Annotated in this window: 11 protein-coding genes; 3 read left to right on the forward strand and 8 right to left on the reverse strand. The window is 71.3% G+C overall.

Features of this window, described 5'->3' with window-relative positions; genetic code table 11:
* Nucleotides 1–10: 10 nt before the first annotated feature.
* The gene (locus RB150_01960; protein ID MDQ7819304.1) at nt 11–1,411 is read right to left on the reverse strand and encodes a MurT ligase domain-containing protein; all 1,401 of its coding nucleotides are present in this window, start codon (nt 1,409–1,411) and stop codon (nt 11–13) included.
* 203 nt (nt 1,412–1,614) lie between these two features.
* On the opposite strand from RB150_01960, the gene RB150_01965 reads away from it, so the two are divergent.
* On the forward strand, nt 1,615–2,082 hold the full coding sequence (locus RB150_01965) for a bifunctional nuclease family protein (protein ID MDQ7819305.1): 468 nt from the start codon (nt 1,615–1,617) through the stop codon (nt 2,080–2,082).
* Between the two features lie 112 nt (nt 2,083–2,194).
* On the forward strand, nt 2,195–2,932 hold the full coding sequence (locus RB150_01970; GenBank protein MDQ7819306.1) for a glucose 1-dehydrogenase: 738 nt from the start codon (nt 2,195–2,197) through the stop codon (nt 2,930–2,932).
* A gap of 63 nt (nt 2,933–2,995) precedes the next feature.
* Here RB150_01970 and RB150_01975 read toward each other — a convergent pair whose 3' ends face one another.
* From RB150_01975 to RB150_02005, 7 genes are all read right to left on the reverse strand, one after another.
* Nucleotides 2,996–4,150 (reverse strand): SpoVR family protein, encoded by a 1,155-nt coding sequence (locus tag RB150_01975; protein MDQ7819307.1) that lies wholly within the window; start codon nt 4,148–4,150, stop codon nt 2,996–2,998.
* Nucleotides 4,117–5,292: a DUF444 family protein gene (locus RB150_01980; GenBank protein ID MDQ7819308.1), complete on the reverse strand. Its 1,176-nt coding sequence runs from the start codon at nt 5,290–5,292 to the stop codon at nt 4,117–4,119. The genes RB150_01975 and RB150_01980 overlap by 34 nt, the downstream gene beginning before the upstream one ends.
* 11 nt (nt 5,293–5,303) lie before the next feature.
* Nucleotides 5,304–6,959, reverse strand: coding sequence for a hypothetical protein (locus RB150_01985; protein MDQ7819309.1), 1,656 nt, complete (start codon nt 6,957–6,959; stop codon nt 5,304–5,306).
* Between the two features lie 352 nt (nt 6,960–7,311).
* Entirely contained in the window at nt 7,312–7,986 is a 675-nt protein-coding gene (locus tag RB150_01990; protein ID MDQ7819310.1) for a metal-dependent transcriptional regulator, read from the reverse strand.
* 37 nt (nt 7,987–8,023) lie between these two features.
* A complete protein-coding gene (locus RB150_01995; GenBank protein MDQ7819311.1) occupies nt 8,024–9,214 on the reverse strand; it encodes a ZIP family metal transporter in 1,191 nt (396 codons plus the stop codon).
* Entirely contained in the window at nt 9,201–10,274 is a 1,074-nt protein-coding gene (locus RB150_02000) for a multicopper oxidase domain-containing protein (GenBank protein MDQ7819312.1), read from the reverse strand. The genes RB150_01995 and RB150_02000 overlap by 14 nt, the downstream gene beginning before the upstream one ends.
* Nucleotides 10,275–10,329: 55 nt before the next feature.
* Nucleotides 10,330–11,292: a cation diffusion facilitator family transporter gene (locus RB150_02005; GenBank protein MDQ7819313.1), complete on the reverse strand. Its 963-nt coding sequence runs from the start codon at nt 11,290–11,292 to the stop codon at nt 10,330–10,332.
* 73 nt (nt 11,293–11,365) lie between these two features.
* On the opposite strand from RB150_02005, the gene RB150_02010 reads away from it, so the two are divergent.
* Nucleotides 11,366–13,711 (forward strand): penicillin acylase family protein, encoded by a 2,346-nt coding sequence (locus tag RB150_02010; GenBank protein ID MDQ7819314.1) that lies wholly within the window; start codon nt 11,366–11,368, stop codon nt 13,709–13,711.
* Nucleotides 13,712–13,724: the final 13 nt, after the last annotated feature.

The following is a 13,724-nucleotide window of genomic DNA, read 5'->3' on the forward strand; positions in this document are numbered from 1 at the left end:
TAGCAGCGGCCTAGTCTTCCCAGAACCCCCGCACCAGCCCCCGCCGGCGGAGGATCTCCCGCAGGTTCAGCAAGGCGGTGTAGGTCAGCAACGCGTAAACGGGGCCGTCGGCGGCTGCCACGGCCTCCTCCCAGGCCGCAGCCAGATCGGGCTGCACCCGCAGGGACCCGGCAGGGAGGCCGGCGTACTTCAGGCGGACCGCCATGTCGTAGGCCCGCAGCCCGCTGACGACCACCCTCCCCACCCGACCGGCCAGCATCTCGACGTCCGTGTCCCACAGCCAGGACACGTCCCGGCCGTCGGCGGTCAGGTCGTTGATGGCCACCAGCAAGACAGGCTGTCCCCCGCTCACCGACTGGGGGTGCAGCACGGTCCGCAGGACCTCGTTGAACCCCGCGGGGTTCTTCGCCAGCAGCAGCACGGCCTCCCGGCCGTTCACCCGCACCCGCTCGGCCCGGCCAAAGGCCGGCCGGAACTCCTCCACGGCCGCGGCGATCTGCTCCAGGGGCACTCCCAGCTGCAGGCAGGCCGCCGCCGCGGCCAGCACGTTGTGCACGTTGTACAGGCCCGGCAGCACCGTCCGCACCCGCCGCTCCCCCGCGGGCGTGGACAGGGTGAACGCCGTCCCCCGCAGGCCCTCCAGGTCCACGTCCCGGGCCGCCACCACCGGCTCCGGCCGCCGCACGCCGCATCGGGGACAGCGGTACTGGCCCATGTGGCCGAAGTAGACCGCCGCGTACTGGTAGGGCTGCCCGCAGCGGTAGCAGTAGCGGGCATCGGCCGCATGCTCCAGAGTGCCCGCCCCGCAGGAGGCGTCGGCGATCCCGAAGGGAACCTGCCGGGGGAGGGTCCGCCCCACGTCGGCCACCAGCGGGTCGTCGGCGTTGTAGACCACCACCGCCTCCCCGGGGTCCTGCGCCAGCGCCGTCCGCCACCGGGATGACACCAGGTCGATCTCGCCGTAGCGGTCCAGCTGGTCGCGGAACAGGTTGCACAGCACGGCGACCCGCGGCCGCAGCGGCGCCCACACCAGGGGAACCGTGGCCTCGTCCACTTCGAAGATGCCGGCGTCCACCCGCGGCCGGCCCGTCCAGCCGGAGCGCTCCACCAGGGCGGCGACGATCCCCGCGGCCAGGTTGGCGCCGGCGCGGTTGTGCGCCGCCGGGATCCCCGCCCGGGCGAGGATGTGGCCAATCAGGCGGGCGGTGGTGGTCTTGCCGTTGGTCCCGGTGACCACCACGCACCCGCGGCGGAGGCCGGCGGCCAGCCGGGAGACCACCTGGGGATGCAGGGCGCGGGCGACGCGCCCCGGCATGGTCGTCCCGCCCCCCAGGCGCAGCCGCCGGCTGAGGGATGCGGCCAGCCGGCCCGCGGTCACCGCCGCCGCCAGGCGAATGCCGTCCCACCCCACAAGACGGTCATTCCCCGCGGGCCCCCGGCACGCCTTGTGACACGATCGTGCGGATCCCCGAGTACGCTGTGGAGGGGCTAGAGGAGGAAGAGGGCGGGCATAGGGTTAATACAGCCTCACCGGCAGCGCCGGCCGCGGCTTTTGACGCTGCCGGAAGCAGCGGGTATAATGAACGCGGCGAGGGAGGCTTTCCTGTGGTCCTCATGAAGGTCCGCGGTGTCGCCCTCGACCAGCAGATGAACCCCGTCGTGCTGCTGGTCGACCAGGCGGAGACCATGGCGCTGCCCATCTGGATCGGGCAGGCCGAAGCCACGGCCATTGCCATGGAGCTGCAGGGCGTGAAGCCTCCGCGCCCGATGACCCACGACCTGCTGCGTTCCATCCTCAAGGCTCTGTCGGCCATCGTCACCCGCGTGGTGGTCACCGAGGTCCGGGACAGCACCTACTTTGCCGAAATCCACCTGGCGGCCAACGGCTCGCCGGTCGTGGTGGACTCCCGGCCCAGCGATGCCATCGCCCTGGCCCTGCGGACGGACGCTCCCATCTTCGTCACCCCCCAGGTGGCCGAACAGGCCATCGCCCTCAAGAAGCCGCTGGACCAGGAGATGGAAGAGTTCCGCAAGTTCCTGGAGAAGGTCAAGCCCTCCGACTTCAAGGGCACCGTCCACTAGGGCGCCCCGGCCGCTCCGGCACATCTCCTGCCCGCCTGTGCGCGGCCCGGGCCCGTGCGTCGCATCCCGCGCCCGGTAGGACTGCGCGCGTCCGGCGGTCAATCCAGCCAGTGTGGAGTTCATCGGCAAGACCGCCATCGTCACCGGGGGCGGCCGCGGGATCGGCCGGGCCATCGCGGCCGCGCTGGCCCGGGAGGGGGCCGCGGTGGCGGTGGCCTACGCGCATCACGCCGCCGAGGCCGAAGCCGTGGCCGACGCCCTGCGCCGGTCGGGGCGGCGCGCCGTGGCCCTGCGGGCCGACGTCTCCCGTCCGGAGGACGCGGCCGGGCTGGTGGCCACGGTCCTGGAGCGGTGGGGACGTCTGGACGTCCTGGTCAACAATGCCGGGATCACCATCCGGGCCGCGTTGGAGCAGGTGAGCATCGCCGACTGGGAGGCGGTGCTGGCCACCAACCTGACCGGCGCCTTCGCCTGCAGCCAGGCGGCCGCCCCCGCGTTGCGGGAGTCCGGGGGCGCCATCGTCAACGTGGCCAGCATCCGGGGGCTGACCGGCGGCAGCGCCCCCGCCTACGCCGCCAGCAAGGGCGGGCTGATCGCCCTCACCAAGACCCTGGCGCGGGCGCTGGCCCCGCGGGTGCGGGTCAACGCCGTCGCCCCGGGCTATACCGAGACCGCCATGCACGCGGACCTCAGCGTCGAGGAGCGCGAGAGGATCGTCCGGCGGATTCCGGTGGGCCGGTTTGCGGAGCCCGAGGAAGTCGCCCAGGCCGTGGTCTTCCTGGCCTCGCCCCGGGCCAGCTACATCACCGGGCAGACACTGGTGGTGGACGGCGGGCTCACCATGTGGTGAACGGCCCCCCGCCTCCCACCCGGAGGGGGACGCCGCGGGGCCGCGGGCCCGCGCCGCCGGCCGTCACGCCGTGCTGAGCCCCCGCCGGTCGTAGGCGTACACCTTGCCCGCCGTCCGCAGCTTCACCGGGTTGCGCCACAGGCTGTGCACGGCGCGCAGGAACAGCCCCACCCGCTTGGGGTCCAGCCGCCGGTCCTCCTCGGGGTGGACCAGGACCAGCTCCCGGGGGGTGGAGGCGGGGTCCACCTCGAGGTGGGGCTCGCCCTTGTACAGCTTCTGGGCGATGAGCATGTCCTTGACCTGCTGCAGGTCGTAGCTCTTCTGGCGGTCCTTGGGATCGTAGACGAACAGGTCCAGCCGGCGCACCAGGTCGTCGGTGAGGACCTCGTCGATGAACCGGATGTCCTCGTAGTAGGCGCGGATCTCCAGCGCCGCCTCGAACCCCCGCTCGCGCGTGACCCGCCGGAACAGGGCGTAGCCGATGGTGTAGGGGGCCGGCCGGTTGGACAGCTGGACGCTCAGGGTGGCCCAGGCGGGCGTGTCCAGGATGTCCCGCAACAGTTCCGCCTCGATGAAGGTGGCCCACCCCTCGTTGGTGATGTGGGTCCGCTGGATGAGGTCGAAGTACTCGGACTCCTCCCGGATCATCTGCAGGACGTGGTGCTCCCAGGGGTCCAGGGGCGCCTTCTCTTCCAGGTAGTAGATCAGCCGCTTGCGGCGCTCGGCGGGATTGCGCTCGAAGGCGTTGACGGTGCCCGCCACGGTGAGCAGGGCGTCCAGCAGCTCCTCCACCTTCTCCCGCCCGTACTGGGCCTCATACTTGCGGATCTGCCGGGCGTGGCGCTCCGCCTCGTTGAGCATGTTCTTGTTGGATTTGGCGAACCAGTGGTTGTTCCGGAAGAAGTCCACATGGCCGAATACGTGGGCGATGACCAGCACGTTCTGCAGGTAGGTGTTGGCGCGCCGCAGGAAGGCATAGGAGGGGCGGGTATTCAGGACCAGCTCCAGGATGCTGAACAGTTCCTTGTTCTGCTGGACCACCAGCTCCTTGTAGGCGCCGCCCCAGTACCAGTGGATGAACCGGTTGGGCAGGCCCATGCTGGCCACTTCCGCGATCTCGTCGCTGTCGGTGAGGCGGAAGTAGACCGGATCGAAGGACAGCCCGCGCTGCCGGGCGAGGGTGTCTATGCGCTCGATGATGGCGCGGTAGGCGTCCACGGCTGGCCTCCCGGCCGCTCCCGGCGCAGGCAGGTGAGGAACTGCCCGAGGGTGGAGCGGATGGCCTCGGCGTCGGTCAGGTTGGCGAACACCACCCGCGGGAGGCGGCGCGACGCATCCTGGACGAACTCGGAGAACCCGCCTACCCCCCGCCCTCCGGGGTTCACGTGCCCGTAGCACACCAGGTCGAATCGGCCCAGGGCCTCCTCGAACCGGCGTTTGGCCAGGTCGAAGTCGCCGCTGCTGGTCTCGCCGTCGGTGAACAGGAACAGGAACCGATCGTGCTCCGTCACCCCCTGCAGCAGCTCCATGGCCTTCTCGAACCCGGAGGAGATGTGGGTCCCGCCGCTGCTCTCGACGCAGAAGAACTCGTCCCGGGTCTTCTCCTCGGCCACGTCCTGGAACACCACATACCGCCGCAGGTTGGTCGGATAGCGGCGCTCCAGATAGTACCACAGGACGAAGATGGTCTTGCGCACCAGAGCCAGGTACTCGCCGCGCATCGAGCCCGAGATGTCCAGCACGTACACCTCCACCGACCGGTGGTTCTCGTAGGCGGCGGGGTCCTCCACGAAGTACCACCCGTCCTGGGCCAGCTCCACATCGAACTCCGCCCGCCCCCGCTCCCGGATGTTGCGCAGCAGCGCGTGGAGCATGGTCTCCTCCAGGTTCAGGTCGGGCCGCAGGCCGATCCGGTCCAGGTCGTCCAGCTCCGGCAGGGCGTCGGCGCGCACCTCGCCCGAGCGGGACGGCTCGTGGAACACCGGCAGCTGGATCTCCTCCAGCAGGACTTCCTGGGCCAGGCGGACGAACTCGTCGAAGTCCAGCTCCACCCGCACCTCGCGCCCGTGGTGGTCGCCCCCCAGCAGGCCCCCCAGGACCTGGATCTCGTCGTCCCCTCCCGCCGCGCCGCCTCCGCCGGCGCCGCCGCCCCGCCCGCCCTGGCCCGAGCCGCGGGCCAGCACCGGGGAGTCCTCCCCGTACTTGAGCCGCGGCAGGTCCAGGGTGGTGATGGGGGTCTTGACCTTGCCGTCCACGATGAGTTCCTTCTGCTGGATGAGCTCGTGGAGGTGCTGCTTGAGGTACTCCCGCAGCAGCTGGTCGTGCTTGTACTGGGCGATGCGCCCCCGGTGAATCCTCACCCCGCACCCTCCTACACGCTGCGCCCCAGCACCTTGAACAGTGAGCGCGCGCACACCTCGCAGTACCCGTACTGGGCCACGGCGCTGCGGTACAGCAGCCCCAGCAGCTCCTGCCCGGTGTGGTCCAGCTCCTCGCTCTTCTCGTACAGGCGCAGGAGGTTCTTGATCTTGTTGAAGACGATCTCGTTGATGGCCGACCGGAGGTGCTCGTTGTCCCGGTAGCTCATGCGCGCCAGCTCGGCCTTGCGCTCCAGCAGCACGTTCTCGAAGGCCACCCGGCCCTGGCGGCTGATCTGCCGCTTGGCCACCATGATCCCCTCCACCTCCTCCACCAGCTCCTTCTCGGTGGGAGACAGGGGCTCGCCGGCCACGTTGCGGGACGCCGCCTCCAGGTAGTTCAGGTACAGGTTCTGGCCGTAGTCGTAGAAGTGGGTGGGGACGATCTCCTCCACGATGAGGTCCACCTTGCGGTTGATGAACTCGGCCTTGGTCTCCTCGAACTGCTTGAGCAGCTCCTTGAGGTTCAGGTCCTTCATGGACTGGTGCTCGAAGGTCCGCTCGATGGCCGCCGAGATGGTGTCCAGGTCGATGCACCGGCCGGCCAGGGTGTAGGCGTAGGAGAAGGCGTCCTCGAAGAACCGCGGGGACAGGCCCCGCAGCCCCTGGGAGTCCTCCCGCGTCTTGAGGGCGTACCGCGCCGCCAGCTCGTAGACGTCTTCGGGAACGTGCTTTTCCTCTCCCCGGATGCGGTTCGCCCGCTCGATGAGGGTCTTGTAGATCTTCTTCTCGCCCTCCAGGTCCACGTTGTAGGGGAAGTCGATCTTGTGGATGCGCCCCCGCAGAGGCTCCATGATGTCCTCGGACACGAACACCAGGTACTCGGGATAGTTGCTGTGCCCGATGACCACCTCGTCCACGTGCACCGTGGGGAAGTTGGCCAGGTCGATGCGCTTGGACTGGATCAGCTCCAGCAGCAGGGACAGGAGCTGGCGGCGGCTCTTGAAGACCTCGGTCCAGTCCAGGATCCCCCGGTTGGCCCAGATGATCTTTCCCTCAAAGTCATAGGCCTCGGGGTCGTAGGTGGACCCGCGCTCCTTGAGCATGGCGAAGTTGATGTTGCCCACGAAGTTGGTGATGTCTTCCCGCCGCAGGTCGGTGGGGGTGTGCTTGGCCACGCCGACCTTGTCCCGGGCGGAGATGTAGATGCGCTCCACCGGCACCCGCTTCCACCCGCCGTGGCGGGCGATCAGCCGGTCGCACACCGGGCAGGGGACCGCCTCCTCATGCCAGGCAATGTGGTAGTCCTCCCGCACCTCCGGCGGCACCAGGTCGAAGGGGTGCTGGTGGAAGGGGCACCCGGCCACGGCGTACAGGGCCCCGTCGGCGGTGCGCGAGTATTCCTCCAGCTTGCGCTTGAGGTGGTCCACCGTCATGGATTTGCCGGACCCCTGCGGGCCCACCAGCAGCAGCAGGCGGCGCTCCATGGACAGCGAGTGCGCCCGGAAGTAGGCCACGATGGCATCCAGCTGCTTTTCCATGCCGTAGATTCCCTCGAACACCCGGTCCCGGCCGTAGTACTCGATCATGTCGGAGATGTAGTGGTGGGTGGTCCGGCGCAGCCGCCGGTCGTGGCGCGCCTCCTGCAGGTACTCGTACACCGTGTTCATCTGGCCTCACGCTCCCGCTCCGCCGGCCCGCCGGGCGCCGGTGCCTGTGTCCATGCCCGCGCTTCCGCGCCGCCAGTCCCTCCCCGGCGCCGCGGCGGCCGGCAAACGCACAGGCCCAGCGAGGTCTCGCCGGGCCTGTCGGTTCCGTCTCTCCTCACCGCGTACTCAGGTGGCGCCATGGCGGCCGGGTGCGCTCCTGCGTGGGTGCTGCGACGTGGCGGTGCGTTCGCGCATCAGGGAGGGCCCGAAGGCGCCGCGCTCCGGCGCGGCCGTGGCACCCATCCAGATGATTTGTGGAGAGTATAGCGACCCGCCCCGGGCATGTCAAACGGCGGGAGCGCGCGGCGACACCTCAGGACCCGGCGGGGACCGCGGGTCGGGGCGGCGCCGCCATCACGTAGACAGCGCGGGCCTGCTCCGGACCCACCCGGGCGCGGGCGCGGCCGACGCGCACCTCCACCCACCCGTCGGCGTCCACCTTCTCCACCCGCACCGCCGCTCCGGGCAGCAGCCCCTGCTGGGCCAGCGACCGCAGGATCGCCGGGTCGCGGTCGCTGACGCGCGCCACCACGCCCCGCCGCCCCGCGGCCAGATCGGCCAGCAGCGGGTGGTGCTCGTCGCGCAGCGCGCCCTCGCGGGTCGGGATCGGGTCGCCGTGGGGATCGTGGGTGGGCTCGCCCAGGGACCGCGCGATGTGCTCTTCGAGTTCCTCGGAGATCGCGTGCTCCAACCGCTCGGCCTCCGCGTCCACCCGGTCCAGCGCCACCCCGAGCCGCGCCAGCAGCAGTTCCAGCAGCCGGTGGTGGCGGATCACCTCCAGCGCCGCCCGCTCGCCTCCCGGAGTGAGGCGCACACCCCGATACGGGGTGTGCTCCACCAGCCCCAGGCGGGCCAGCTTCTTGACCATGAGGGTCGCCGACGCGGGGGCCACCCGCAGCCGGCGGGCGAGATCGCAGGTCGTCACCTCGCCGTCCCGGCGCATCTTGTAGATGGCCTTGAGGTAGTCCTGCACCGCCTGGGTCAGCATCGCCGACCCCTCCCGGACCGGGCCCCCGCCGGACTCCTCACACCGCCACCAGCAGGCCCGTGAGGTACATGACGAGCAGGCCGGCGACGAACCCGGCGACCTGGTAGCCGGCGGACGCGCGCCCGCCGCCCATCAGCCGGATGATCTCATACACCACCTGGAAGATGGCGCCCGCTCCCACGGCCAGGAACAGGGTGCCCAGGACCGGCGAGTAGGCCAGGCCGCCCACCCACGCCCCCGCGATGGTGGGGGCTCCGGCCAGGGCGCCCCACCACGCGAGGGTGCGCAGGCGCAGGGGATCCCGGGAGACCGGGGCCACGATGGCCAGCCCCTCGGTGGTGTTGTGGACGGCGAACCCCAGGATCAGAAACGTGCCCAGCGCGACCTTGCCGGCGCCGTACGCCGCGCCGATCGCCAGCCCCTCGCCCAGGTTGTGCAGGCCGATTCCCAGGGCGACGAAGGTGGCCAGGGCCAGCCGACGGGAGAGCCCCTCCCCCGCCACCCGCCGCCCCACCGCCGCCAGGATCACCGCCGCCCCCACCACCCCCAGCAGGACCAGCCCGACGCCCTGGAAGGCGGACGGCACGGACGCGGCCAGGTCCAGGGCTTCGGCGACGGCGTCCGCGCCCAGGAACAGCAGCAATCCGGCGGTCAGGCTCAGGAAGAACCCCATCCAGCGCTCGGGCAGTTCCCGCAGAAACGGCAGCCACAGCAGCCCCAGGGCCACCGGGACCACCCCCACGTAGGTCCCCAGGAGGGTGAAGGTGGTCAGGTAGCGGGCGTCGGGCGTGGGGGTGGGGGTGGCGACCTCGATGGTGCGCTCGAAGACCACGCCCGTGGAGCTCAGCACCCGCAGGCGGTGACTCTCGCCCTCCACCCACGGATAGGCGAGGGTGACGGTGGCGCGCCCCAGCCGCGGGATGGTGGCATCCGGCGAGATGGTGAACTGCCAGTAGGCCTCGTCCACCAGGGCCTGGCTGACGGTGACAGGCTGGGGGCCGCTGTTGACCAGGTGGATCACGATGGTCCCCGGCCGCAGGACCACTCGCTCGATGGCCAACTCCTCCACCGGCGGCACGGCGGTCTGAAACACCCCCCGCACGCCCACCCGCAGGAACACCCCCACCAGGACGGCCAGCAGGACCAGGGGCAGGATGCCCCACGCCCACCGCCGCAGCGCCCGCCCTCCGGCCGCCGGCTCCGGGGGGCGGTCCTCAGACGTCGCCATCGGTCACCTCGAACATCCCCATCCACCCCAGCTCGGTGAACTCGCTCTGGTGGGCGTGGAACATGTACCGGCCGGGGTAGGGAAAGCGCAGTTCCAGGATGGCCCGCTCGGCCTGGCAGAGCATGATGGTGTCGGTGTACTCGGCGGTGGTCAGCGACGTGCCCGTCCGGTACACGTGGAAGAAGTTGCCGTGGATGTGGATGGAGTTGATGGGGTCGAACTCGGTCATGTTCACCAGGTAGATGCGGACCAGCTCGCCGCGGCGCACCCGGATCGGGTGACGGGCGTAGTAGAAGGCCACCGTGTTGGCGGCGTACACCTCGTTCTCGCCGTCGAAGTTGGTGTCAAAGGCATTCATCACCATGACCAGCTCCCGGGCCGGAGGCCGCCCCTGCCGGGGGTCCACGATGAACACGCCGTACAGCCCTTTGTGGATGTGGCGCTTCAGCGGCAGGGCGTGGCAGTGGTACAGGTGCAGGCCGAAGGGGATGGCGTCGAACTCGTAGGTGAAGGAGCCGCCGGGGCGGATCTCCCCCGGCCCGACGCCGGGCACCCCGTCCATCTCGGCGGTGTGAATGCCGTGGAAGTGCATGGTGTGGGGGTGGGTGCCGGCGTTGATGAAGTGCACCCGCACCCGGTCCCCCTCGGTGGCGCGCAGGGTGGGGCCGGGCACGGTGCCGTTGAACGTCCAGGCGGGGAACAGCAGCCCCGGGGCGATCTCGATCTCGCGGTCGTAGGCGACGATCTTGAACTCCCGCAGGACCCGACCGTCGGGCAGGCGCCGGACGACGCCCCGGTCCCAGGTGGTGAGGAACGCCAACGGGTCAAAGCCTACCCGACGGAGGTTCACCTCTCCCACCGTCAGGTTGGCGTGGGGGTGTCCGAGGGAATGTCCCTCCGAGCCCGGCGCGGCCACCGCCCGCAGCGCCGGGGCCAGGGAGGCTGCTGCCATCCCGCCCAGGGCGCCCAGCCCCGCCCGCAACAGGTTCCGCCGTCCGGGGTCGGGCCCGCCGGAACGGCGCCGGGGGCGTCGAGCCAGAAGATTGACCAGGGCCTGCATCCCCATGGGGGAAAGAAATGCTCCTTTAGGCTCGCCTAATTTAGGTTTGCCTAAATCATACCGGCCTGGGGACGCCTGTCAAGCCCGCCTGCGGGGCGCAGCGGGAGCAGGCCGGCGCGCAGGGCTCCACGTGGATGGTGATGTCGGTGCCGGGCAGGACCTCGCGGATGTGCTCTTCCAGGTGGTCACACAGGGCGTGGGCCTGGCCCACGGACATGCTCCGGTGCAGGACCAGGTGCAGGTCGATGAACCGGTCGGAGCCGACCCGGCGGGCCCGCAGCGCGTGGTAGTCCACGATCTGCTCCCGGTGGGCGTCCAAGACCTGGCGGATCGCTTCCTCTTCGTGGGGAGGCAGACTGCTGTCCATCAGCCCGCCCACGGCCTGGCGCGTCACCGCCGCGCCCATGCGCAGCACGTGCAGGCCCACCGCGCCGCCCACCACCGGGTCCAACCACTGGCGCCCGGTCAGCCACACCAGACCCAGCCCTGCCAGCACCGCCAGCGAGGTGAGCACGTCGGCCTGGAGGTGGCGGGCGTCGGCTTCGAGCGCCATGGAGCCCGCCTCCCGGGAGATGCGCAGCAGGAAGCGGGCCACCAGGTAGTTGGCCGCCGTGGCCACCCCCACGATGGCGGCGCCCGCATCCAGCCACTGCAGCGGCACGGGGTGAAGCAGCCGGCGCACGGCGGTCACGACGATCCACGCCCCCGCGGCACAGATGAGCACGCCCTCGGTGGCCCCGCTGATGTACTCGGCCTTCCCGTGGCCGTACTGGTGGCCGGCGTCGGGCGGCCGCACCGCCACCACGAGGCTGACCAGGGCCACGTTGGCGGCCACCACGTTCACCACGGACTCGGCGGCGTCCGACAGGATGGCCACCGACCCGGTGAGCAGGTAGGCGGCGCCCTTGAAGGCGAGGATGCCCACGCTGGCGGCCGCCGCCACCACCGCGGCCCGCACCTTGGGGACCCGCAGGGCCTGCCGGGGATCGGATGCCGCCATCGGGGTCGAGTCTACCACACGCTCCCGCACCCGGGGGCGAGGAACCCCGCGGGCCGACTGCGAACCTAGGTACAGGGCGCGGTGCCTGCCCATGCGACGCCTGGTCGCGGCCCTCGTGATCCTCCTGCTGGTGGCGCTGGTGGCTGCCGCCGCCGCGGGCGTCTACACTGTCCGCCGGGCCTTCCCCCAGGACCGCGGAACCCTCCGGGTCCCAGGGCTGCGCGCGCCGGTGGAGGTGGTGCGGGACCGCTGGGGCATCCCTCACATCACCGCCGAGAACGCCCACGATCTGTTCTTCGCCCAGGGCTACGTGCACGCCCAGGACCGGCTGTGGCAGATGGAACTGCATCGCCGCACCGCGTCCGGGCGCCTGTCGGAGCTGTTCGGGGCCGTCACCCTCGATACCGACCGCTTCCTGCGCACCGTGGGCCTGCGCCGGGCCGCCCAGGACGAGCTGGCCATCCAGGACCCCGAGACCGCCGCGGCGCTGGACGCCTACGCCCGGGGGGTCAACGCGTTCGTGGAAACCCACCGCGGCCGGCTGCCGCTCGAGTTCGCCCTCCTGCGGACCGCCCCGGAGCCGTGGACGCCGGTGGACAGCCTGGCCTTCGCCAAGCTGATGGCCTGGGTCCTGGGAGGCAACTGGCAGGCCGAACTGCTGCGCGCCCACCTGATCGCCCGCTTCGGGGAGGACGGGGCCCGGACCCTGATGCCGCCTTACCAGGCCGACATGCCCCTCATCGTCCCTCCCGACGCCGTGGGCGCCTACCGTGCGCTGGACCCCGCCGCGGTGGCGAGGCTGCTGGCGGCGGCCGCGGTCGTGCCGGCGGTGGGCAGCAACAACTGGGCCGTGGCCCCCTCCCGCACCGCTACGGGAGCACCGCTGCTGGCCAACGATCCCCACCTGGAGATCGCCATGCCCTCGGTGTGGTATGAGATGCACCTGACCGGGGGCGGGTTCAACGTCGTCGGGGCCACCTTCCCGGGCGTGCCGGGGGTCGTCATCGGCCACAACGAAGAGATCGCCTGGGGGGTCACCAACGCCGGGCCGGACGTGCAGGACCTCTACCTGGAGCGGCTGGATCCCTCCGACCCGTCCCGCTACCTGTTCCGGGACGCCTGGGAGCCGGTGCGGGTGGTGCGGGAGGAGATCCGGGTGCGGGGGCGGCCGCAGCCGGAGGTCCTGCTGGTGCGGATCACGCGCCACGGGCCGCTGCTGAACTCGGTGGTGGAGGGGCTGGGCGCGTTCGTGGCCCTGCGGTGGATGGCGCTCCAGCCGGGGCGCATCGCGGGATCGGTGCTGCGGCTGGACCGCGCCCGCACCTGGGAGGAGTTCCGCGACGCGCTGCGGTGGTGGTCGGAACCCGCCCAGAACTTCGTCTACGCCGACCGCGGAGGCACCATCGGCTACCAGCTGCCCGGGCGCATCCCGGTGCGCGCCCGCGGGCGGGGCATGGTCCCAGTGCCCGGGTGGACTGGCGAGTACGAATGGACCGGCCAGATCCCCTTCGACCGCCTGCCTTTCGTGCGCAACCCGGCGCGGGGCTACATCGTCACCGCCAACAACCGCATCGTCCCCGAGACCTACCCGTACTTCCTGGCCGCCGAGTGGGATCCGGGCTTCAGGGCCCGGCGCATCGAGGACCTGCTGGCCGCCTCCGGGCGGGCCACGGTGGACCAGATGGCGTCCATCCAGCAGGACGTCCTCTCCCTGCCGGGCCAGCAGACGGTCCGGGCCCTGCGGGACGTCCAGGTGTCCGACGAGCGGGCGCGGGCGCTGCTGGCCGAGCTGCGGCGGTGGGATGGGGCACTCCGCCCCGACAGCCGCGCGGCGGCCGTCTACGAGGCCTTCCGGGTCTCCCTGCTGCCGGTGCTCTTCGAGGACCTGCTGGGCCGCGACCTGTACCGCCGCTACCTGGACCACGCCGACGCCTGGCAGGTGGCCCTGCTGAACCTGCTGGCGCAGCCGCGCTCGCCCTGGTGGGGGCCCGCCGGCCGGGACGCGGCCATCGAGCAGGCCCTGCTCCGCGCCCACGACCTGCTGGTCAGCCGCCTGGGGCCCGACGCCGGCCGGTGGACCTGGGGGCGGCTTCACCGCACCGTCTTCGTGCACCCCCTGGGACGGGTGCGGGCCCTGGCGTGGATCTTCAACGCCGCCGCGCCCCCGGTGGGAGGCGACGCCTTCACCGTCAACAACGCCGGCTTCGACCTGTCCACCTTCGACCAGGTGGTGGTGGCCTCATACCGGCAGGTGCTGGACCTGGCCGACTGGGACCGCTCCATCGCGGTCCACACCACCGGCCAGAGCGGGCTGCCGTTTCACCGGCACTACCGGGATTTCATCCCCCTGTGGGCGGCCGGCCGCTACCACCCGCTGGCGTTCTCCCCGGCGCGCATCCGCCAGGAGGAGGCCGCCCGGCTGCGCCTGGTCCCCTGAGGGACGGGAAGCC

The organism is Armatimonadota bacterium, from assembly GCA_031081675.1.
GTDB classification, from domain to species: Bacteria; Sysuimicrobiota; Sysuimicrobiia; order Sysuimicrobiales; family Kaftiobacteriaceae; genus Calidihabitans; species Calidihabitans tengchongensis.